The 22,362-nt window shown below is 45.5% G+C and carries 16 protein-coding genes and 1 pseudogene; 16 read left to right on the top strand and 1 reads right to left on the bottom strand.

Annotated features, from left to right (window positions below):
* Positions 1–164 precede the first annotated feature (164 nt).
* The 9 genes from CHL1_RS11895 (at position 165) to CHL1_RS11855 (ending at position 8,607) form a co-directional block, all read left to right on the top strand.
* Positions 165–1,430 (top strand): 2-hydroxyacyl-CoA dehydratase subunit D, encoded by a 1,266-nt coding sequence (locus CHL1_RS11895; RefSeq protein WP_250933085.1) that lies wholly within the window; start codon positions 165–167, stop codon positions 1,428–1,430.
* A complete protein-coding gene (locus tag CHL1_RS11890) occupies positions 1,427–2,626 on the top strand; it encodes a 4Fe-4S binding protein (protein WP_250933083.1) in 1,200 nt (399 codons plus the stop codon). The genes CHL1_RS11895 and CHL1_RS11890 overlap by 4 nt, the downstream gene beginning before the upstream one ends.
* On the top strand, positions 2,613–4,001 hold the full coding sequence (locus CHL1_RS11885; protein WP_250933081.1) for a 2-hydroxyacyl-CoA dehydratase subunit D: 1,389 nt from the start codon (positions 2,613–2,615) through the stop codon (positions 3,999–4,001). The genes CHL1_RS11890 and CHL1_RS11885 overlap by 14 nt, the downstream gene beginning before the upstream one ends.
* A gap of 250 nt (positions 4,002–4,251) precedes the next feature.
* Positions 4,252–5,040 (top strand): acyl-CoA dehydratase activase, encoded by a 789-nt coding sequence (locus CHL1_RS11880; protein ID WP_070372359.1) that lies wholly within the window; start codon positions 4,252–4,254, stop codon positions 5,038–5,040.
* Between the two features lie 2 nt (positions 5,041–5,042).
* On the top strand, positions 5,043–5,747 hold the full coding sequence (locus CHL1_RS11875) for an urease accessory protein UreH domain-containing protein (protein ID WP_250933062.1): 705 nt from the start codon (positions 5,043–5,045) through the stop codon (positions 5,745–5,747).
* A 43-nt stretch (positions 5,748–5,790) separates the two neighbouring features.
* A complete protein-coding gene (locus tag CHL1_RS11870; RefSeq protein WP_250933061.1) occupies positions 5,791–6,294 on the top strand; it encodes a hypothetical protein in 504 nt (167 codons plus the stop codon).
* Positions 6,295–6,662: 368 nt separating this feature from the next.
* Positions 6,663–7,916: a DNA polymerase IV gene (gene dinB, locus CHL1_RS11865; RefSeq protein ID WP_070372356.1), complete on the top strand. Its 1,254-nt coding sequence runs from the start codon at positions 6,663–6,665 to the stop codon at positions 7,914–7,916.
* 15 nt (positions 7,917–7,931) lie between these two features.
* Positions 7,932–8,174: a hypothetical protein gene (locus CHL1_RS11860; RefSeq protein WP_175440961.1), complete on the top strand. Its 243-nt coding sequence runs from the start codon at positions 7,932–7,934 to the stop codon at positions 8,172–8,174.
* Positions 8,134–8,607 carry a nitrous oxide-stimulated promoter family protein gene (locus tag CHL1_RS11855; protein WP_338078225.1) on the top strand — a complete coding sequence of 158 codons (474 nt, stop codon included), beginning with the start codon at positions 8,134–8,136 and terminating at the stop codon, positions 8,605–8,607. The genes CHL1_RS11860 and CHL1_RS11855 overlap by 41 nt, the downstream gene beginning before the upstream one ends.
* Here the strand turns inward: CHL1_RS11855 and CHL1_RS11850 are convergent.
* The gene (locus CHL1_RS11850) at positions 8,502–10,874 is read right to left on the bottom strand and encodes an ATP-dependent DNA helicase (RefSeq protein WP_250933060.1); all 2,373 of its coding nucleotides are present in this window, start codon (positions 10,872–10,874) and stop codon (positions 8,502–8,504) included. The genes CHL1_RS11855 and CHL1_RS11850 overlap by 106 nt on opposite strands.
* A gap of 766 nt (positions 10,875–11,640) precedes the next feature.
* Between CHL1_RS11850 and CHL1_RS11845 the strand changes: the two genes are divergently transcribed.
* The 7 genes and pseudogenes from CHL1_RS11845 to CHL1_RS11810 all read left to right on the top strand — a co-directional run bounded on the left by CHL1_RS11845 (position 11,641) and on the right by CHL1_RS11810 (position 22,161).
* Positions 11,641–12,144, top strand: a complete 504-nt coding sequence (locus CHL1_RS11845) for a GNAT family N-acetyltransferase (RefSeq protein ID WP_070372353.1) — start codon at positions 11,641–11,643, stop codon at positions 12,142–12,144.
* 756 nt (positions 12,145–12,900) lie between these two features.
* A complete protein-coding gene (locus CHL1_RS11840) occupies positions 12,901–14,268 on the top strand; it encodes an MFS transporter (RefSeq protein WP_070372352.1) in 1,368 nt (455 codons plus the stop codon).
* 86 nt (positions 14,269–14,354) lie between these two features.
* Positions 14,355–14,984 (top strand): corrinoid protein, encoded by a 630-nt coding sequence (locus CHL1_RS11835; RefSeq protein ID WP_070372351.1) that lies wholly within the window; start codon positions 14,355–14,357, stop codon positions 14,982–14,984.
* A gap of 14 nt (positions 14,985–14,998) precedes the next feature.
* The gene (locus CHL1_RS11830; RefSeq protein ID WP_070372350.1) at positions 14,999–15,979 is read left to right on the top strand and encodes a uroporphyrinogen decarboxylase family protein; all 981 of its coding nucleotides are present in this window, start codon (positions 14,999–15,001) and stop codon (positions 15,977–15,979) included.
* Positions 15,980–16,134: 155 nt separating this feature from the next.
* The gene (locus tag CHL1_RS11825) at positions 16,135–17,493 is read left to right on the top strand and encodes an MFS transporter (protein ID WP_070372349.1); all 1,359 of its coding nucleotides are present in this window, start codon (positions 16,135–16,137) and stop codon (positions 17,491–17,493) included.
* A gap of 547 nt (positions 17,494–18,040) precedes the next feature.
* Positions 18,041–19,708 carry a formate--tetrahydrofolate ligase gene (locus CHL1_RS11820; protein WP_250933059.1) on the top strand — a complete coding sequence of 556 codons (1,668 nt, stop codon included), beginning with the start codon at positions 18,041–18,043 and terminating at the stop codon, positions 19,706–19,708.
* A 315-nt stretch (positions 19,709–20,023) separates the two neighbouring features.
* A pseudogene (locus tag CHL1_RS11810) lies at positions 20,024–22,161 on the top strand (clostripain-related cysteine peptidase).
* Positions 22,162–22,362: the final 201 nt, after the last annotated feature.

Below are 22,362 nucleotides of genomic sequence, written 5' to 3'. Positions count from 1 at the left end.
TAGGAATATGGATCGAAAACAGTGGTTTTGGTAAGAAAATATCGGTGAATTACTAAGGGTCTTCACCTAATCTTCAGATAAGCTTCAAACCATCCACAAACGGTTATATTACAATAGCAACATGAAATGAACATTGAAATACAAATGCCTTTGGAGGTCAGACAATGACAGTTAATTACGAAAAAAACCAACCGTTTAACAGCTATGAAAGTGAATACATGGATACTCTGAGAACCTTGTTCAATGAAAATAGCCAGATTGAGGAACTGCGCTATTTTTTAAATACGATCTATCGCTATTTTAAAGCGGACAATATAAAAAAGCGTCAGCCCCAGGTGATTGTGCTGGGCAGCAGTATTCCCGAAGAACTGATTTATGCCGCCGGGGCCAAACCCTTTTGGATCCTCGGCGGCAGTCTGGGGACGGTGGCCTGGTCCGACGATTTAGTGCCCCGGGATACCGATCCGGTCAGCCGCTCGATGCTGGGATTTCTGCTTAATGATCACTTCGATCTGGGCGCAGCCGCCCTGATCATCGTCCCGATCACCTGTGACAGCAGCCGCAAAATGGCCTACCTGCTGCGGGCGGCCGGGAAAAAAGTGGTCACCGTGGATATTCCCCCGGACAAAAGCGACCCTCTGGCCGGGCTTAAATGGCGGGATCAGATGGAGCAACTGGCCGAAAAACTGGCGGACCATACCGGTCGGCGGCTGTCGAAAAAGAATCTCGTCCAGGCCACCCAGCTGGTCGAAACGGCCCGGAAACTGATGCGCGATTTTATCCAGGTCTGTCGCCAAAAGGACGGTCTGATCTCCGGGGCATTGCGGATGGCGGTACTCAATTCTTATTATTACACCACAGATTTAAAAGGCTGGTGCAACCATTTGCGCAAACTGAATCTGGAACTGCTGGCCAACCGCCAGGTGATCTCGGCGGCTGCCACAAGCAAGCCCAAAGTTTTATTGATGGGCTCACCGGTGGTCTTGCCCAATTATAAGATTCCCTTTCTGATTGGCGACATTGGCCTGACGATCGGGGCCACCCTGGACAGCAGTATTCAAAAAATATACGCCAGCAGCAGCCAGCACAAAGCCAGCAAGCGGGATCCCTTTTTCGCTATCATTGAAACTCATTACCGCTATGACTGCTCAGCCGCCTATGCTCAAAATGAGATGCTTTTTCAGAGTGCCTGCTGGCATCTGGAACAGGGTGGGATTGACGGGGTGGTTTTCCATGTGTTGAAAGGTCAGATTGAATATGATTTTGAACTGGAACGCTTTGAACAGCTGTTCGGAACTGCCACAATCCCGGTCTTCCGGCTGGAAACCGACTACCAGTACCAGGATGTGGAGCAATTAAGAATTCGGATGGAAGCCTTTATGGAAATGCTGGCGCATCATCGTTATCGTGAGGAAAAAAGAGCCGTATGAAAAAAACCGATTTTAAACTAAGAAAAATTTTTACGCCGACGGTGCTTGCCATTTGCGGGCTGCTGATGCTGCTGTCATTGTTTGCCGGCAACCTGGTCTTTTACGCGTTCGGGTCTGACGACAGCGGCTATGCCATCACCCCGGTGCTGATCATCCTGCTGCTCGCGGTTATCGGCATTGTGTTGTGCCTGTGGCTGCGGCGGCGGATTGTTCGCAATGATCCGGTGATGGGCCGCTTTGCCGCCGAACGGATCAGCCTGAAGCCCGGGGGCACCGTTAAGGGCCAGCGCAAATTCGGCTTTATGACAATGCGCTGGCTGATCATGATCCTCAGCTTTTTCGCCCTGATCTACGGGGTCAAATGGCTGGGGCAGGGGTTTGGCAATATCGAACTGCCGATTTTTGCCTGTCCCATCAATCAGGATCAGCTGATTGACAGCAGCTGTTATACCCTGGCCCATTTAAATTCCCTGGTAGGGATGAGCTGGTCGGAAGTCGGCATCTTTTTGGGCTCGCTGCTGCTCTCGATCGTGGTGCTGGGCCGCTTTATCTGCGGTTTTCTGTGCCCGATGGGGCTGATTCAGGATCTCACCCATGAAACCCGGCAGGGTCTGAAAATTGAAGGCCTGTCCTTCAATGAAAAACTCTATAGCCGCTTAAAACCGATCAAATGGACGCTGCTGCTGTTATTTCTGGGGCTCAGTTTTGTCGGCGGCAACTTCTGTAATATCTGCCCGGCCATCACCGTTTCACCGGCCCTGGCGGGATTTAAGGTGTCACTGTTTTTAAGCGGCTTCTTCATGATTGTGGTGATCATTGGCAGCTTTTTCAAGCGCCGCTTCTTCTGCAACATCTGTCCGTTGGGTTACCTGATCGGTCTCGGTCATCGGATCTCGTTGTTTCGCATCAAAAAAGACTGTCAGGCCTGTACCGAATGTGGAGCCTGTTACGAAGCCTGTCCGATGGGGATTAAAACCATTTATAGCGAACGGGAAAAGCGTGATGTCACCACCGCCGACTGTATTATGTGCGGCGAATGTATTGACAAATGTCCGGAAAACAAGGCCTTGGCGATGAGCTTCGGCGGGCTGAGATTTTATAAAGCCTCCCGCAAGACCTTTATGTCGGGTCATAAAAAAAACGAAAAGCGTTTAAAACGCTTGATCAGGAAAAGAGAAAAAAATGAGTCTAATTGATAATAAAAGAAATAAGCCAGAAATGAATCACGTCATTAAAAACCAGCGTAACGCCCATAACAGCAGCTCCCCGACCACCATGGCCGAACGGCAACGCCAGCGCTTTGTCGACAAAGCCACCAAGGTGTCCGCCAAATACCTGCGGCGGCTGGCCGAATTACCCGGCGCCCCGGACGCCATGGAGCCATTTTTCAAGGTTCTGCAAGACATCTATGTGGATCTGAAAAACGTCGCAAAACCGGCCGATACCAAAATCGTCGGTACCTATTGTGTGATGGTTCCCGATGAGCTGATCTACGCTGTCGGGGCCCAGCCGGTGAAACTATGCAGTGGTAGCTATACCGCCTTTGCCATCGGCGATGACCTGGTGCCCCGGGACGCCTGTCCGCTGATCAAAGCGGTGATGGGTTTTCAGGCCATGGAAGTGATGCCCATTTATGATGATTGTGCTCTGATGGTGGTGCCGATTACCTGCGACTGCAAAAAGAAAATGGCTGGCATGTTAAAGCAGCGGGTGCCGACCTACGCCCTCCATGTGCCCACCGCCAAAAGTGAGGATCGCGATATGGAGCAGTACGTTCAGGAACTCTATCAGCTGATTCCCGAACTGGAAGCGGTCACCGGCCAGACGATTAGCTACCAAAGCCTGGCAGAGAGCATTGATGCCATGGGTTTTGCCCAGTATCAGATGTCAAAGTTTAATGAGTTTAAAAAACATGTCCCGGCCTTAATCAAAGGAACCCACGCCATGGCGCTGATGAATGCCTTTTCGTATCTGCCGGTGGAGCAGTGGAGTCAGCAGCTGCATCGCCTTAATCAGGAGTTGGCCCGGCGTAAAAAAGATAAGCACTACGTCAGCAAAGATAAACAACCCCGGATTATGATCACCGGATCACCTGTTATTTTCCCCAATATTAAAATCCCCTTGCTGATTGAAGAAACCGGGGGCATTCTGGTCGGCGACGAGACCTGTATGGGGGAGCGTTCGCTTTATGACCCCACCGTCGTGGTGGATCAGAGCTTTGATGGTTTGATGCGGTCGCTGGCCAATCGCTACACGAGGCCCTGTACCTGTCCGACCTTTGTTGACAACAGCCAGCGGATTTATCGGATCAAACAGATGATTGCCGACCACCAGGTTCAGGGGGTGGTTTATCACGTCCTCCGGGGCTGTCTGGTCTATGATTTTGAATACCAGACGCTGGAAGATGAGCTGGGTAAACTGGGCATCCCGGTGATCCGGGTAGAAAGTGATTACAACGAAGAAGATATTGAACAACTGCGGATCCGGATTGAAGCCTTTATTGAGCTGATCAAATTGAAAGATCTGGAAACCCGAATTAGCAAACTGAAAAAATCAGAAATAGCAGGGTGACACTTAACTGCAGTACCGACAAATTGTCGGTACGGGGTTTATCTTATGATCAAAGTAAGCATTTGCGAAAGTGCCGTGAGCTTTGGTCCCAGTTTCGCACGAAACAATTTCTACACTGTACGGCGGACAGTTCGATGAACTGTTCGCCTACACGTTACGAAATTGTTTGTGGAAACTGCACCCAAAGCAATCATTGTTCGATGCTATTAATTTAACAATTACCGCTAAGACTAGAAAACAGGAGAATAACATGAACAGAAATTATTATGCCGGACTTGACGGCGGCTCAACCTATACTAAGGCGGCGCTGATCTGCCAGAATCAGGTGGTGGATGCGATGGTTACCAACACCGGGATTGACAACAATGCCGCAGCCAGTGCCTTAATTGAAAAAATGTGTGTCCGCCGGGGGATTAACCGTACCCAGGTGCGCTATACCATGGCCACCGGTTACAGCCGCAAGGTCTTTGATATTGCCGATGACGATATTTCCGAAATTACCGCCCATGCCTATGGGGTGCGCTTAACCGCACCGCCGGATTACCGACCGGGGATGATTATTGATATCGGCGGTCAGGACAGCAAAATCATTTATCTGGACTCGCATTACGCCGTTAAGAACTTTACCATGAACGATAAATGCGCCGCTGGCACCGGCAAATTTATGGAAGTCATCGCCCAGATTCTAGAGACCACCATCGATCAGGTCGGCCCGCTGTCGCTGGAAAGCAAGGCCCCCTGTGATATCAACAGCACCTGTGTGGTCTTTGCCCAGTCAGAAGTGGTGTCGCTGGTGGCCCGGAAGTATGACCGCCGGGATATTCTGGCCGGGATGCATTTATCGATGGCCAAACGGATCATTAAAATGATGAAAAAGGCCGAAAAAGGCGGAGATATCCTGATGACCGGCGGCGGTGCCCTGAATATCGGAGTCCATAAAGCCTTTGAAGAAGAAATGATGCGGGATGTCTATGTGGCCCGATACCCCCAGTTTAACGGGGCCATCGGTGCCGCCCTGATTGCCAGTGAGCGGGCCTGACCATGGGGCTGACATTACTGCTTCCGGTTTTGGCCACGGCCCTGTCGGTGGGGCTGGGCTGCGGCACCTGCTGCAGTCCGGCGGTCAGCGTCTTTTTGTCCAGCTATATCATCACCCATGCCGAGGGGCTAAAAAAATCGCTGCTGGGATTTTTTAGCTTTTTTATCGGCAAGGTCATCGCCGTGGTGGTGTTATGCGGATTGGCGGCGTTGATTGGCAGTCAGTTTATTGATGCCGCCGGTTATGTCGGTGGGATCAACCTGGGTCAGATGATAGAGCTGGCGATGATAGCCCTGGGCCTGGTGCTGATCGGAAAATGGCTGCTCGATTACAAAAACAAAGCCAACCGGGCCAGTCTCTGTTCCGGTTGCGGCGGTGAAAAAAAGGCTGATACTATCAACCGCTATGGTGTAAAAGGGCTGTTGCCGCTATTCTCAGCCGGTCTGGCCTATGGAGCCTCACCCTGTGGGCCGCTACTGATGATGATGGGAGTGGCCACCACCCTGCCGCTGGCGACGGCTGCTCTAGTTGGCGGGGTCTTTGCCGCCGCAAGTACCCTGACCCCGGTATTGCTGATGGTACTGCTATCAGGCGTGCTGTCGGGGAAAATTGCCACCGAAATTCCCCGGCAGCTGCAGTGGTTTCGTTTAGCCAGCTACGTGCTGCTGACCCTGTTTTCGGCCGGGGCCTTATTCAATTTAGTGTGAAGAAGGTTGTAAAATTAAAGAATTAAAATGAGGTGTATTAAGTATGAAAAATAAAATTATCCGCCAATGCACGGCGGCCGTCGCTGCTTTGCTGATTGTCTATGGGGTGGGGGCCAATACTTTTCACAGCTATGAGCAAGTGAAGGCTGCTCAGGCCGAAATTCCTCCGGCGATTGCCGCCAAGAATGATGCTGCCACTGGTGAAAGTGAGAGTATTGCTGCGGCGGTGACGACCGACACAGCCACTGCGACTACCACCGAAACACCCAGCACCGCTATTTCTGAACCGGCCACCACGGTGACTGAAACCGTTACTGCATCCGCTGCAGCACCGGTAGAAACTCCGGCGATTGTCGCCGCTACCCCGGCTGCGGAGGAACCGGTAGTCGCTGAACCACAACCTGATGTCCCCAGTCTGAGCGAATTTTTATCCCAACTGCGCTGTGGTGGCTGCGGAAAAAACTGCTCACTGCTGAATCCCCGCTGTGGTGTCGGCAACCAGAAAGCCCAACAGGCCGAAGCCGAATATGTTGCAACCTACAATTAAAAAAGCAGGTCGCACAAGAATAGATGGAATCCGGTTTATTGTGAAATTCATAATTGTGAACACTATTTGAGTTGATGACAGTTTTTGCGACGAATGAGTCAGGCCGACAATGCTTATAAGAACAATTGTTTCGTATGAAAAAGGACGGTAGAGTCGATTGCCTGGTTAAGCTTAAAACCCCGGAAACGCAGTTATAACAGTCGTTTCGGGGGTTTTTACTGATTTGTCAAATAGACCGGATCAGCCCTGCAAACAAGCCCGAATCGCAGTAAGGTATAATTTGGCCATTGACAAAGAGTATGGATGGGTATAAAATAACAACAGAACATATGTGCTAATTTAATTAAAACGGATTAAATGGGTGGGTCATGGAACGGATTATTTTACACTCTGATATCAACAGCTTTTATGCCAATGTGGAATGTCTCTATCATCCGGAGATTAGGGACTTTCCGGTGGCGGTCGGTGGCAATCCGGAAAAACGTCATGGGATTATTCTGGCGAAGAACCAGAAAGCAAAGGTTGCTGGGGTTAAAACCGGCGAGGCCCTGTGGCAGGCCCGGGAGAAATGTCCTGGGCTTTTGGTGATGCCCCCAAATTATCAATTGTATTTGCGTTTTTCCCGGCTGGCCCGAAAAATCTATAACCGTTATTCCGATCAGGTGGAGCCTTTTGGTCTCGATGAAGCTTGGCTTGATGTCACGGCCAGTTCCCGGATTCACGGCAGTGGCCGAACCATTGCCGAAAAAATCAGCCAGGCCATTCAGGAGGAACTGGGTATCACCGTTTCGATTGGCGTTTCCTGGAACAAAATCTTTGCCAAATTTGGTTCGGATTATCGGAAACCCGATGCCATCACGGTGATCACCCGGGATAATTTCAAAAAAATTGTCTGGTCCCAGGAAATTGGGGATCTGCTCTATGTGGGGTCAGCCACGAAAAAGAAACTGATGAAATATGGTATCTATACCATTGGACAATTGGCGCAAACATCCCCAGATTTTCTGGTGCTCCAGTTTGGTAAGATGGGGATGGTGTTGTGGCGCTTTGCCAATGGCCTTGATGACAGCCCGGTAAAAGCCTTTGACGAGCATTATAACGGTAACGAACGGATTCTCAAAAGCATTGGCAACAGCATCACTACCCCCCGGGATTTAAAAGACCTGAAGGATGTCAAGCTGATCCTCTATATGCTGACTGAAAGTGTGGCGATGCGGTTGCGGGAAACCGGCTGTTATTGTTTAACAGTAGCGATTCATGTCCGTAACAAAGAACTTCACAGCTTCACCCGGCAAACAAAGCTAGCAAAACCCTCGGATCTGACCCGGGAAATAGCTGAAGCCGCCATTGCCTTGTTTGAAAAGAATTATGATTTCAGTTCGGATATTCGCTCCCTGGGGGTGCGGGTCACTGATCTGGTACCGGATTCAACCCCGATTCAGTTGGATGTTTTTGGCAATGAAGCGTTGCGGATGCGTCAGGCCCAGCTCGATGATACCGTTGATGATTTACGCAAGCGCTTTGGCAATCTGGTTCTGCGTCGGGCGGTTACCATTGGTGATTCGATGAGCGGCCTGGATCCCAAAAAAGATCATGTTATCCATCCAATTGGATACTTTTAAAGGAGAATTAAGAAAATGGCAATAAAAAAATTTGTCCAGGTGATTGCAAAGTTTGAAGAAGATGGCAGAATCATCCCCCTCCAGGTTTTGTGGGAGGACGGTCGGGTTTTTTCTATTGACCGGGTTCTGGATATGCGCCCGGGGGTCTCCCTGAAGGTGGGCGGGCAGGGTATTCGCTACACCTGCCGGATCCAGAATAAGGAAGTCTGTCTCTATTATGAAGAACCCAAATGGTTTGTCGAAAGTAAAGAAAGATAAGGAAAAAAGCCGAGTGCCAAAAATAGACCAGGAAAAACGGATCCTTGCCGTGATGCTCAAAATCTATTGCCGCAAAAAACATCGATCACACGATCTCTGTGCGGAGTGCCAGACCCTGTTAAGTTATGCCTTGAACCGATTGGATCATTGCCGCTATGGCGAAAACAAGGGTTTTTGCAATCACTGTCCAAGCCCCTGCTATAATAAAGAGAATCAGCTAAAAATTCGCAAGATCATGGCTTTTAGTGGCCCGCGGCTCGATTTTTCATCACCCCATTATGGTTATCAGACATCTGCTGTCGTAGTGCGACAGCAGATTTTTTTACGTCAGTTTTGCGGTATAGTCATGGCCCAGAAATCCTGGAGGGCTTTTTTAAGCTCGGGCTCATTCCGGATCTGGCGATGGGGAAACCACTCCTGTGGAAATAACTGACGATAGCTAGGGCTACTGAAGCGCTGATCAATCAGAACGATCACGCCTCGGTCGGTTTCGGTTCGAATCACCCGTCCGGCAGCCTGGAGAACCTTGTTCATGCCAGGATAGAGGTAGGAATATTGATAGCCGGTGTGGTTTTTTTTATTGAAATAATCCCGGATGATATCACGTTCAAAACAGATCTGGGGCAGACCGACTCCGACAATAATGGCGCCGATCAGGCCCTCGTGCTTTAAGTCCACGCCTTCGGAAAAGATCCCGCCCAGCACCGCAAAGCCCAACATCCCGGTCGGGGCAGCCCCGGGTGCCGGTCGGAACTGACCCAGGAACAGCTCCCGGTCTTCCTCGTTCATTTCCGGAGCCTGCCGGATGGTGACGACCTCCGGGTAGCTGGCGCTAAAAATTTCAAACACCGCATTCATATATTTATAAGATGGAAAATAGACGATGTAGTTGCCTGGCTGCTGATCCCGTACCGTTTTGATGCAACGGACAATGGTGGAGTAGGTTTTTTCGCGATTGCGGAAGGTGGTTGAGATGGTATCGGCAATCAGTAGTTCTCGGTTTTTAACATCGAAGGGCGATGGCAGACTAATTTTATAGCTGTCGGGGTCACCACCGAGAATTTCTGAAAAATAGTCGAGTGGTGACAGGGTGGCCGAAAAGAAGATCGCCGCCCGGCCTCGTTTGAGGGCTTCTCCCAGCAAGTGGGAAGGATCCAGACAAAAAAGTTTGATACGGGTATCGCCGTTGGCGTTTTCGACGTAGGTTAGAAAGTGGTCATCGTAAAACTCGGCGGTGCGCATAAAGGTCAGGGCGTTAAAATACAGTTCCAGTAGTTTCTCGTGACCCGGGCGGCCTTCATTGCTGACTAGCCATACTTCGGCCAGAGAAATCAACTTCATCACCAGCAGCAAGAAATCTTTGGGGGCCTCTTTTTGGCGGTGAGGTGAGTTGGTTGTAGCCAATTTTCGCAGCCCGATCATGTGAGTGTTGAGTTTTCCCAGAGCTTTGGCAAGACTGGGGTCGTTATCTTTAAACAATCGCTTTAGCTCCAGCAATGGTTTTTTATAAAGTTCGGCCGAAAACATTGAGCGGGCCCGATCGACCAGATTATGGGCTTCGTCAATCAAAAAGCTGTAGTCGCTGCCGTTATCGGAAAAAAAACGTTTGAGATAAACCCGGGGATCAAAAACATAGTTGTAATCACAGATCACGCAGTCACTAAAGAGGGTTAAATCGAGAGAAAACTCAAAAGGGCAGACCTGATGTTTGTGTGCATAGTTTTCAATGACGGGTCGGGTCAGGCGGTCTTCCTGCTTAAGGATATCCAGCAGTGCGGCATTAACACGGTCAAAATGACCCCGGGCATAAGAGCAGTGATCGGGATCACAGATGGTTTCTTCCTGAAAACAGATTTTGTCCTTGGCAGTCAGAGTGACACTTTTGAAAGCCAATCCCTGATTTGCCATTTTAGCAAAGGCTTCCTCGGCAACCTCCCGGACAATGGTTTTGGCGGTTAGATAAAAAATTTTGGCAGTATGCCCTTCAGCCATCGATTTGATGGCGGGAAACAGAGTTGACATTGTTTTGCCAATTCCGGTGGGAGCCTGGACAAAAAGTTTTTTCTGTTCGACAATGGTTTTATAAACCGCTACTGCCAGTTCCCGCTGGCCCGGGCGATAACGCTCAAAGGGAAAAGCAAGAGCCCGAATAGCGGTATTGCGGCGAGTCACCCAGTTGCTGGTCAGAGCAGCCCAGACCAGGTACTGATTGATTAAATCGTAAAAGAAAACAGTCAGTTCAGTTTGGGTAAAGATTTTTAGATACTTTTTGATTTCATCGGTATCCAGCTGAAAATAGGTCAGCTGTACGCTGATTACTGGTAGTTCATTCTGGATGGCGTAAATATAGGCATAGCATTTAGCCTGGGCCCAATGGGTTTGGCTGTAGTCTTCGTCAATCTGTTCCAACGGCCGGCTGGTTGACTTGATTTCGTCTACAATAATCTCGGACTCGCTGGTGATGATGCCATCGGCCCGGCCATCGATTCGGAAACAGAAGCCTTCATATTCGAAACGATGTTTTAGCGATACTTCAGGGGCATAGCCTTTGTCTCGATTATCTTTCTGAACCCTCTGGTGGGCCCGGGTTCCTTCCAGTGCACTGGCGTTGCTGATAAACTGAGAATCGATATTTCCGGAGCGGAGGATAAACTCCACCAGATTGCGGACGGATAGTTTTATTTCGGGTTGATTGTTCATTTTTTCACCTATGATTATTATGATGACGCTTTGATGCTCTAATTTTATGCTAAATGGTGAAGAAAGTATAGCAGATTTGCTTGCTGATCTAGGAATCAAAGCAGGGAACGACAACGATTGTCAGAGTAACAATCAAAACGATGAATCTTAAAAAATACTTAATTTTCTCTTTGCTAGAGTTCAAAACAATAAAAAAATTAGGGCAAAAAAAATTAAAAAGTAAAATTATTATGGTGGGACAAAGCCTCAAGACAGTGATTTTTTTCATTAAAATGCATTTAATCGCAACGTTATTATCGGTTTTTTTAGGGAGAAATATTTTTCATAGTATTAGCAGTGATATAGTGTCAATTTGATAGATATAGCAGTAGATTAACTATCAAGATCATTTAAATAGCTGATTTGTTTATGTGGAATTGATAAAGAAATAAAAAGTTGTCCAATAGCTATCAGACAATGGATAAAAAGTATGTTATCCATAAATTGAATTTGATGTATCTGTATTAAAGTTACCCGAATAAAATCTATCGAAAAACAACATCTTGATTAAAAATGATTTGTTAATTAACGAACAATATAATTTCAGAACTACCTCTTGTTTGAGAAATATCAAACAAGTAAAGGTAATAAATTGTTGCAAAAAGAAAAAATATTGACATAAAATTCCAAAGATGTTAAGCTGATGAAAATTAAAAAGTAAACGAGTACAAATTAGTTTTTTAGAAAAAACTAGAAATCAATGGCGATGATCAAAGGAGGTCAAAAAATGGAATTTGGACTAAGAGAATGGAAGCTAAGTGATGCTGAAAATATTGTGCCTCTGGCCAATAATGAAAAGATAGCAGGAAATTTACGAAACACCTTTCCCTATCCGTACACTCTGGATGATGCCCATCTGTTTATTACTAAAAGCATTCATCAGAATAAAAGAAGGCATCTAAACAAGGCGATCACAATCGATGATGCGCCGATTGGAGCGATCAGTCTGCTGATGCAGGAAGATGTCAGTTGCAAAAGTGGTGAGTTGGGTTTTTGGCTTGGCGAACCCTATTGGGGACAGGGAATCATGACTGGTTCCATTAAGCAGATCTGTGAAAAAGCTTTTGATGAGTCGGATTTGGTCAGAATTTACGCTCGGCCCTTTGCTGATAACCAGAAGGCGCGCAGAACCATTGAAAAAGCTGGTTTTCATTTGGAAGGTGTTTTTCAGAAAAGTATTTATAAGAATGGTAAACTTCAGGACTCCTGTATGTATGCTTTGACAAGATAAAACGGTGCGGGCTATAGTAATTTCATAGAATTATTGATTAAACATATTTAAAATAAATGATATCTTCAAAAAATTATAGAGCTTGAAAAAAGAACTTCGTACGAAGTTCTTTTTTTGATGGTGAAGCTGCTCAGTCAAAAAAGGAAAATATATCAGGTTAAGTTTTTTGTGGCGGGGAATACATTATATAAGCAAACGAATGTTAATGCAGGAACGTGCTTTGGAATTTCTTCTGAAATTTGAAAGGTATTAAACGGTATTTTGTAAATTCAAATTAAAAAATAATAATGTGATGATGGACATAATGTCAAAAATAACAGTAAAAACAGACAAGTTGCCAAAAAAAACGAATAATCATATAAAAAATCAATGAAGAAAACGAGTACAAAGTTTAAAAAATAGATTAACTGAAATGTTTTACTAAAAAAACATTGACAGCTTCATTGAATACGAGTACAATGATGTTGTAAATGAATTAGTAATTACAATTTTATTTACGGTTTGTAAAAATGTCATGATATCTTTAGTACCGCTTCTTCGAAACTCTATTTTAATGAAGAAAGGCATTATGAAAAGGATTGCATTATTTCAGGATGATCGTTATGGTGCAAAATAATTTCTGGTTGCGGAACGACTGGATAGAAGTGTTGCTGTTTGCTTGTTGTTATAGGGAGATTGGCTGATCAGACAAATAGTGTCGACAGTTATTTTAGTAGAAATTGTTATTAAAGTTGAAACTAAAAAGGAGAAAGAATTATGAACAAACCATTAAAAAAGTCGGCTATTAATCTTTATGGATTACCGTCATTTGGGTTTCAGACCTTAGTCAATATTGAAGTCATGTTTTTTGCAGCTTTCCTCACCGACTTTGCAAAAATTCCTTTGGCATTAGTAAGTACCATCTTATTGGCCACCAGTATTGTTGATATTGTGGCCGTACCAACATCAGGGGTTATTCTTGAAAAAAGCAACATGAAGTGGGGGAAATACCGTTCATGGCTATTGGTCGGACCACCCATTGCGGCGCTCTTTTATATTTTGCAGTTTTCGCAGATTGGCGGAACCTCGGAAATTAATGCTATTATCATCTTTTTAGGATTCGCCATCAGCCATTTGGTTTGGAATACCTTTTATGCTGCCCATATTTCCATGAATAATGCGCTGACCACGGTTCGGGAAGAACGAATCTCAATGGCCAGTAACCGGGGAATGTTCAATGCAGCGGGTGCTCTGGTGTTCTCCTATTTTGGGGTAAAAGCCATCGCCGCTATTGGTGCTGGTGTCGGCAACCCGGTTTTAGGTTACACCTATATGGCAGCGATCACCGGTGTGATTATGATTGCCTGTAACATCATTTATTTTGTAATCACCAAAGACTATGCTCAAAACGGTACCGAAGCCCAAGCGGGCAAACCGGCTGAAAAGATGTCAGTGGGCGAAATGCTCAAACAAATTGTTGTCAACCCACCATTGATGGGGTTGATGCTGGTGGAACTGGGACGATACCTGGGACGTTTCGTTATTTTTGGAATGGCCTTCTACTACTTTAAATATGTCATCAACGATTTGCCTGGACTGGCATTGTTCATGACCGGATTAACCATTGTCAACTTCTTTGCAGCCATGATTGCATCACCGATTGCTAAACGACTTGGCGAAAAAAACACCTATATGATCGCCCTGTCGCTTTTGATTATCGGTTTGCTAATTGTCTGGTTTATGCCGCTTGAAGCAACTGCTTTTAAAATCATCATGTTTGCTGCCTATATTGGTTATGGTTTGCCAGATTCTCTGGGTGTGGCAATGTACTCTGCAACCGTTGATTATGGCGACTGGAAAACCGGCAAAAATGCCCGTGGTTTTATCATGTCACTGATCAGTATGCCAATCAAAGTATCTATTTTTGTCCGTTCGGTTATCATTTCAGCGGTGCTGGCTTCAGTTGGTTATGTTGCTGATATGGCCGTGACTCCAGAACTGATTCAGGGAATTAAAAATGGTTTCGCCCTTTATCCGGCAATCATTATGATTATTGGAATGGTGATGATGTTTGGGCTTTATACATTAACACCAAAACGAATGGAAGAAATCAATAAAGAATTAGCAGAACGTAAATTGGCTTAAGTATAAAAAACAAAGTTCAATGAAACCGGAGCGATTCACACATTGCTCCGGTTTAGAATATACAATTTAATTTAAGGAGATAAATCATGTCAAAAATAGCAGAAGTCAAAGCAAAAGTCGAAGCTGGAAAATCGAAACTGGTTCCCGGACTGGTACAGGAAGCACTGGATGAAGGCAGCACCCCAAGTGAGATTCTCCAGGCCATGGTTGATTCCATGGGCGTCGTTGGGGATAAATTCTCATCCGGCGAAATCTTTGTCCCGGAAATGCTAATTGCTGCCAAAGCCATGTCAAAAGGCGTGGAAGTATTAAAACCACTGATGGCTGGTGATGGTTCCGCCTCGCTGGGTACCTGCATCATCGGTACGGTTGCCGGTGACCTTCACGATATCGGTAAAAATCTGGTTTCGATGATGATCGAAAGTGCTGGTTTTGATATGGTTGATCTGGGCGTTGATGTCCCCGCTGATACCTTTGTTCAAGCAGTTAAAGACAATGCCAATGTCAAACTGGTGGCCTGTTCCGGTTTGTTAACCACCACCATGCCAGCCTTAAAAGAAGCAGTACAGACCATTAAAGCTGCTTATCCGGAGATGAAAGTGATTGTTGGCGGTGCTCCGGTCACGCCGGAATATGCCGTTGAAGTTGGTGCTGACGGATATGCTCCTGATGCCGGTAGTGCTGCGGTAAAAGCCAAAGAACTGGCAACAGCATAGGAGAGGAGAGAAAAATGTTAACAAAAAGACAAAATTTAGTTGAAGTAATGAAGGGTGGAAATCCAGATCGCTTTGTCAAACAATATGAACCCTTTGCCCTGATGATGAAAACCCCGATCAGTCGTTTAAAACCACCGGTCGGTGGTACGATAGTTAATGAATGGGGCGTTACCTTGAGCTGGCCGGAAGGCCAATTGGGCTCATTTCCGGTTCATGATGAGGAGCACATCGTTGTTAAGGATATCACCAAATGGCGGGATTATGTTAAAGCGCCGAAGCTTGATTATCCCGAAGAAGCTTGGGCGACGGCGATTGCTGAGGCTAATGCGGTTGATCGGAATGATCAGTATGTCACTGTTTTTGTGGCGCCCGGTCTGTTTGAACATATCCATTACCTGATGAGTATGGAAGAGGCCTTAATGGCTTACTACGAAGAACCAGAAGAAATGCATGCGTTGATTGATTTCCTGGTTGATTTTGAACTGCGACTGGCTAAAGAATTTATCGATCATCTTCATCCTGATGCGGTATTCCATCATGATGACTGGGGCAGCCAGATCAATTCCTTTATTTCACCAGCGATGTTTAAAGAATTCTTTGAACCGGCCTACAAAAAAATCTATGGCTATTATAAAGAGAATGGCGTTGAACTGATTGTTCACCACAGTGACAGCTATGCCGCAAACCTGGTGCCATCGATGATCGAAATGGGTATCGATATCTGGCAGGGTGTAATGAACACTAATAACATTCCTGAACTGATTAAAGAATACGGCGACAAAATTACCTTTATGGGTGGCATTCACAGTGGTTTGGTTGATTTCCCTGATTGGACCCCAGAAATTGTAGCAGAATATGTGAAAAAAACCTGTGAAGAAAATGGCAAACTGTATTTTATTCCCTCTCAGACCTCAGGATTACCGATTGATTCGTTCCCAGGGGTTTATGAAACCATCAATCAAGAAATTGACAAAATGTCAGAAAAAATGTTCTGAACTAAATGATCACTAAGTGACCGTAACTTCCTGATGGAAGGGGTCACAGATTCGTCCCCGAAAATAGCAGGAATTATTAATGGATTTTGGTATAAGGTTCCAAAAATAATTGCCGCTTTTGGGGACGATTTCTTCAATTTGGAAAGGAATCAGAAATGGCTGATAAGTTAAAGAAAAGTGTTATTTATCTCTATGGTCTGCCTTCGTTTGGTTTTCAGATTTTTATTTATGTCGAATTAATGTTTTTTTCGGCCTTCCTGACCGATGCAGTTAAGATGCCGGTGGCGCTGGCCGGATCGGTGCTTATGATTACCAGTATATTTGACTTGATCTGGGTGCCGGTGGCCGGAATTATCCTCCAGAAAAGTAATCTCAAGTGGGGTAAATTCCGATCATGGCTGCTGATTGGTCCGCCAGTGGCAGCGTTACTCTATGTGGTTCAATTTCTAAAAATCGGCGACTCGATGACCAATGCCATCACCGCTTGTGCTGGCTTTATTATTGGCCATTTGGTCTTTGACGTGTATTATTCTGCTCACATTGCCATGAACAGTGCCCTAACGGATCGTGTCGACGAGCGGGTTAAAATGTCGGCCAACCGGGGGATCTTCAACGCTCTGGGTTCTCTGACTTTTTCTTATGTTGGGGTTCGGGCGATTCAGGAAATCAGCAAAGCGCTTAATGATCCGGCGATGGGTTACACGACGGTGGTTATTATGGTTGCTTTATTTATGGTTCTGTGTTACTGGATATTTTTCTTTCTGACAAAAGAATATGCTTTCCGGGGAACTGCACCGGTTACTGAGAAAAAAGAAAGCATGCCAATTCCTGAAATACTCAAGCAATTGCTGCATAACCCTCCGCTGATCGGTTTATTGTTGATTGATCTGGGGCGCTACGTCGGCAAGTTTGTGGTGCTTGGTCTGGCCTTTTATTATTTTAAATATGTACTCAATGATCTCCCGGGTATGGCGATTTTCATGACTGGACTGACCGTTGTTATGCTGCTTTCGGCCACTCTGGCGACCACCGTTTCTAAAATATTCGGACCCCGAAAGGCATATGTTGGGGCTTTGTGCATCTTCATTGCCGGATTGTTGATTACCTGGCTGGTACCGATGAGTGCCACGGCATTTAAAATTGTTATGTTACTATCCTTTATTGGTTACGGTTTACCGGATGCTCTGGTAGTTGCGATGTATGCTACCTGTGTCGACTACGGCGAGTGGCGCACAGGTAAAAATGTTCGTGGCTTTATCATGGCGCTACTGACTACCCCCATTAAAGTCGGAAACTTTATTAAAAGTGTCATCATTACCACAGCCCTGGCTTCGGCCAGTTATGTGGCTGATATGGCGCCGACACCGGAACTGATTCAGGCAATTAAAAACGGATTTTGTTTATATCCGGCGCTGGTAATGATCTTTGGTTTGGTGGTTTTTGTGATCTTGTCGAGAAAACTCAAAGATATGGAAAAAGATCAGGCTGACAAAAAAGTACTGGCAGAGAGTTAAAAAAACAGAAATATTAAAAAAATATTTTAAGTTTTAGGAAGTAAGATACGGCGTTTTTTTATCAATTACCAAAAAAGTTTCGGTGTTAACCCAAACAATATTATCAATCGCGAATGTTTTTGTTATAAAAGTGACAAAAGCAGAACGATAAAAAAAGCGATTTTACGAATGAATTTTAAGGAGCCTTGAATAGTGAAGCTGTTCAGGGCTTTTTTTTATACGTTTGCAGAAAACAAGGGGAAAGATTTGTAAAAATATATAAAGTATAAAAAATAGCTGTTATTACGGATGAAATGACATAAAAACGTTAAAATAATAACAAAAATTTTCACGACATAACTTTGTTTGAGAAATAACAAACAAGTAAAGATAATAAATTGTTCCAAAATAGAAAAATATTGACATCAAGGATAAAAGATGGTAATCTATGAAAAATCTGTATATACATGTGCACAGGATGTTTGCAAAAAATAATTCTGGCGTGTGGGTCAGATTTAAAAAAGAGACTCTGAGAATAACAAAATTATTTTAAAAGGAGAAAGACAAGATGAAAACAGATGTACAGATCGCACAGGAAGCTAAATTGCAACCGATTGCACAGGTGGCTGAAAAATTGGGGATCACCGGAGATGACTTGGAACTTTATGGTAATCACAAAGCCAAGGTATCCTTGTCAGTGTTGAAAGACAATCAGGACAAACCAGATGGTAAGCTGATTCTGGTCACCGCCATTAACCCCACCCCGGCTGGTGAAGGAAAAACCACCACCAACGTCGGTCTTTCCATGGCCCTGAATTATATTGGTAAAAAAACCATCACCACTTTGAGAGAACCTTCGCTGGGACCATGCTTTGGGGTCAAAGGTGGCGCTGCTGGCGGCTATGCCCAGGTTGTACCGATGGATGATATCAACCTCCATTTCACCGGCGACTTCCATGCGATTACCGCAGCCCATAGTTTATTGGCGGCGCTACTGGACAATCATCTTCATCAGGGAAATCTGTTAAATATCGATCTCGACCGGATTGTCTGGCGTCGAGTTGTAGATATGAATGATCGGGCGTTGCGAATGATCACTGTTGGTCAAGGTAGCCGTGCCAATGGGGTGGAACGGGAAACCGGTTATGACATTACCGTTGCGTCAGAAATAATGGCAATTCTCTGTCTGGCCTCCAGTCTTACCGATCTTAAAGAGCGGCTGGGTCGGATGATTGTGGCTTACAACATCGGAGGCAAAGCTGTGACTGCTGATGACCTGGAAGCTACCGGGGCGATGGCTTTGTTACTCAAAGACGCCATCAAACCGAATCTGGTTCAGACTCTGGAAAACACCCCGGCTTTCATTCATGGTGGTCCCTTTGCCAATATTGCCCATGGCTGCAACTCGGTGCTGGCTACCCGAACAGCCTTGAAATTGGCCGATTATGTAGTAACCGAAGCCGGATTTGGTGCTGACCTGGGGGCCGAAAAATTCTTTGACATAAAATGCCGTTATGCTGATTTAAAACCCAATGCCGTAGTGATCGTTGCTACTGTCCGGGCACTTAAAATGAATGGTGGCGTGGTCAAGACAGAGCTTTCAACCGAAAACGTGGCAGCGGTGGAATCTGGCAGCGCTAACCTGATTCAACATCTGGAAAATTTGCAAAAGTTTAAAGTGCCGGTTGTGGTTGCCTTGAATAAATTCCCGACGGATACCGAAGCTGAATTTGAGGCAGTTAAAAAAGCATGTGAAAATAAAAATGTCAAGGTAATCCTCTCGGATGTATTTTCTCAAGGTGGCAAAGGCGGCGAAGAACTGGCCCATGAAGTGGTTAAGCTTTGTGATCAGGGTGAGTCTCAATATCAACCACTTTACTCACTGGAACTGCCAATTGAGCAGAAAATTGAAACCATTGCCAAAGAAATCTACCGGGCTGATGGGGTAGAATTCGAGCCGGAAGCAAAAAAACAATTGGATGAAATTGTTGCTTTGGGATTTGACCACCTGCCAGTTTGTATGGCTAAAACCCAATATTCTTTCTCTGATGATCAAACCCTGTTGGGCGCTCCCCAGGATTTCAATATCCATGTAAAAGAAGTGCGTCTGTCAGCAGGAGCTGGATTTGTGGTGGTGATCACCGGTGCCATTATGACGATGCCGGGTTTGCCCAAGGTACCCGCTGCCAATGGCATGGATATTACCGAAGATGGGGAAATCATCGGTTTATCCTGATCATTTTGAAATTATGGATTCCGTTCATTAAATGTCTTTCTGATTGGAGCGGGTGACCGTTTGTTCCCTAAACCATTTAAAACACAGACCACTTCAATGTGCGTCTGTGTTTTTTTATAAAGTTATCGTGAAAAAGTGATTTTAGGTGCGAAATTTCTTTGCGATTCAATCCGGGAAGCGTATAATATGAGTCAGTATTATGTAAAAATCCATTGTGGTTAAAGCCTTTGCAGCAATGATTGTCGGCTGTGGGTTTAACCGTTGATGGTTAAGACATGAAATTACCAGTAAAATCATTTAACCTGGAGGTTGAACATGAAAAAAAGATTGATGGCATTTCTGATCGTTTTTGCCATGGTGCTGTCATTAACAGCTTGCTCAGATGATGGCGGAAGCGTTGGTACCCACAAAAACAGTGGCCTGGATACATCACTGAACCGAAGTACGGATATGCAGGTCAGTTCCAGTGGGGATCTGACAATTCAACGGTTGACCCGAAGTGAGACAAAAAAAATGGGTGCGAGCGGAACCTGGACTATTTTTGTTTATATGTGTGGTTCAGATTTGGAAAGCGAAAGTGGTCTGGCTACGATGGATCTCCAGGAAATGATAGATGCTACCCAGTCGGATCAGATAAAATTTGTGGTTCAGACCGGCGGGGCCAATGCCTGGGATAATGATCTGGTGGATGATTCATTGACCCAGCGATTTGTAATTGAAAACCAGAATATGGAGCAGATACAAGAGGAGGATGGTGCCAATATGGGTAGCGCCCAAACTCTGGCAGAATTTCTGAACTGGGGGGTATCGGCTTATCCGGCTGAAAAAATGGGGCTGATTTTTGGAATCACGGGGGCGGCAGCATCACTGGGGTGTGCTTTGATGAGCAGAATGAAAGCGACAGTCTTTCCCTGCTGGAAGTGGAAAACGCACTGACTTCGGTTTATTCGAATATGACGGATAGCTTTGAATTCATCGGCTTTGATGCCTGTTTAATGGGAACGGTGGAAACGGGCAATATGCTGGCACCTCATGCCCGCTATATGGTGGCATCAGAAGAACTGGAACCCGGCTATGGTTGGGATTATACTGCCATGGGCAGTTTTATCAGCAGCAATCCGGCTGCCAGTGGTGCTGAGCTGGGCAAGGTGATCGTGGATTCGTTTTATGCAGCATGTGTTGCCATTGACAGTCAGAATGAGGCGACCCTGTCCTGTATTGACCTGTCCAAAATCGATGAACTGGTGTATGCCTTTAATGATGTGGCAAAAGAAATGTATAACGCCACCACGAATACTGATGTTCTTTCCAAAATGATCAAAGGGATCACGACAGCCCAAAACTATGGTGGTAACAACAAGTCTGAAGGCTATACCAATATGGTTGACCTGGGTTCGGTATTAAAAAACCTTACCGGAAATGTCGCAGGTGCTGATCAGGCGTTGGCGGCCCTTCAGGACTGCGTGGTTTACATGAAAAACGGCAGTGATAAGGCTGATTCTCACGGCTTGGCGATTTATTATCCGCTGGCGATTCAGGGTTCTGAGGAATTGTCAATTTTTAAAGATATCTGTGTCAGTCCCTATTATATGTCCTTTGTTGATAAAATGGCCTATGGTAGTGACACCAATGGTGATTTCGGAGGGTATAGCGATACCGACTGGTTTGGGGAAAACTCGCTCTACTGGAGCAGTGGCTATAATGAAGCAGCCGGATCTGAGTATTGGTCTGACCTGGATCAGACGGACACCGAGGCTTATAATTTTAGTGAAGACGAAAGTGCGGTTTCCTTTTCATCACAGCCCGCCATTAATGCCAATGGCATGTACGGCTTTACCATTTCAGCCGATACCCTGGATTATGTAGATGCTGTATATTGTGATGTGTTTATGGATGCCGGAGATGGGGAGACCTTGATCGAACTGGGTCTGGATGACAACATCACCGCCGATTGGAATACCGGTAAGTTTGAAGATAATTTCAACGGTTACTGGGTTTCACTGCCGGATGGACAACCCTTGGCCACCTATATTGTTGAGCAGGGTGATACCTACAATATCTATACTTCGCCGGTGATGTTAAATGGGGTGGAAACCAACTTACGAATAAAAATTGACTTTGCCAGCGATGGCAATTATACCATCACAATTATCGGAGCCTGGGATGGCATCGATGCGGTCACGGGTCAGTCGGCGAAAGAAATTACCAAGCTAAAAAAAGGTGATCTGATCACGCCGGTGTATTATTCTTATAGTATGAAAACCGATGAAGAGGGTGTTTACGAAGGCGAGGCATATACGTTTAACAATGATCCGGTGATCTATGAAGAACCATTGGCCGTGGGCGACTACTATTATTCTTTCCAGATTGATGACATTTTTGGCAGCTCGCTCTATACTGATTTTGAAATTTTTACGGTGGATGCCAATGGCGAGATCTATTTTAATCAATGAAAATAATCGATGACGAAGTTGTGTAATTAATCAAAGCAGTCTGAGAAAAGCATCTGGTCTCAGGCTGCTTTTTTAGAGCAGTTAACGAAAAAGTTGCCATAATTTAGAAAAATTTGTGGTAAAATTTACGAAAAGACTTGAAAAAAATGATAAAATGAGGTACCTTAGTGTCAACAAGAGAATTATAAATGACCAAAAATG

It is taken from the genome of Acetobacterium wieringae (genome assembly GCF_023700225.1).
Taxonomy (GTDB): Bacteria; Bacillota; Clostridia; order Eubacteriales; family Eubacteriaceae; genus Acetobacterium; species Acetobacterium wieringae.
The sequence above is the reverse complement of the archived record's forward strand: the minus strand, read 5'-3'. Positions and strand labels throughout refer to the sequence as shown.

What these genes read in the sequence shown, in the direction of transcription:
- CHL1_RS11845 (WP_070372353.1), top strand. Translation starts at nt 11,641, where the DNA reads ATGGAATTTGGACTAAGAGAATGGAAGCTAAGTGATGCTGAAAATATT.
- CHL1_RS11870 (WP_250933061.1), top strand. Translation starts at nt 5,791, where the DNA reads ATGAAAAATAAAATTATCCGCCAATGCACGGCGGCCGTCGCTGCTTTG.
- CHL1_RS11890 (WP_250933083.1), top strand. Translation starts at nt 1,427, where the DNA reads ATGAAAAAAACCGATTTTAAACTAAGAAAAATTTTTACGCCGACGGTG.
- CHL1_RS11860 (WP_175440961.1), top strand. Translation starts at nt 7,932, where the DNA reads ATGGCAATAAAAAAATTTGTCCAGGTGATTGCAAAGTTTGAAGAAGAT.
- dinB (WP_070372356.1), top strand. Translation starts at nt 6,663, where the DNA reads ATGGAACGGATTATTTTACACTCTGATATCAACAGCTTTTATGCCAAT.
- CHL1_RS11850 (WP_250933060.1), bottom strand. Translation starts at nt 10,874, where the DNA reads ATGAACAATCAACCCGAAATAAAACTATCCGTCCGCAATCTGGTGGAG.
- CHL1_RS11830 (WP_070372350.1), top strand. Translation starts at nt 14,999, where the DNA reads ATGTTAACAAAAAGACAAAATTTAGTTGAAGTAATGAAGGGTGGAAAT.
- CHL1_RS11895 (WP_250933085.1), top strand. Translation starts at nt 165, where the DNA reads ATGACAGTTAATTACGAAAAAAACCAACCGTTTAACAGCTATGAAAGT.
- CHL1_RS11885 (WP_250933081.1), top strand. Translation starts at nt 2,613, where the DNA reads ATGAGTCTAATTGATAATAAAAGAAATAAGCCAGAAATGAATCACGTC.
- CHL1_RS11875 (WP_250933062.1), top strand. Translation starts at nt 5,043, where the DNA reads ATGGGGCTGACATTACTGCTTCCGGTTTTGGCCACGGCCCTGTCGGTG.
- CHL1_RS11835 (WP_070372351.1), top strand. Translation starts at nt 14,355, where the DNA reads ATGTCAAAAATAGCAGAAGTCAAAGCAAAAGTCGAAGCTGGAAAATCG.
- CHL1_RS11840 (WP_070372352.1), top strand. Translation starts at nt 12,901, where the DNA reads ATGAACAAACCATTAAAAAAGTCGGCTATTAATCTTTATGGATTACCG.
- CHL1_RS11880 (WP_070372359.1), top strand. Translation starts at nt 4,252, where the DNA reads ATGAACAGAAATTATTATGCCGGACTTGACGGCGGCTCAACCTATACT.
- CHL1_RS11820 (WP_250933059.1), top strand. Translation starts at nt 18,041, where the DNA reads ATGAAAACAGATGTACAGATCGCACAGGAAGCTAAATTGCAACCGATT.
- CHL1_RS11855 (WP_338078225.1), top strand. Translation starts at nt 8,134, where the DNA reads ATGAAGAACCCAAATGGTTTGTCGAAAGTAAAGAAAGATAAGGAAAAA.
- CHL1_RS11825 (WP_070372349.1), top strand. Translation starts at nt 16,135, where the DNA reads ATGGCTGATAAGTTAAAGAAAAGTGTTATTTATCTCTATGGTCTGCCT.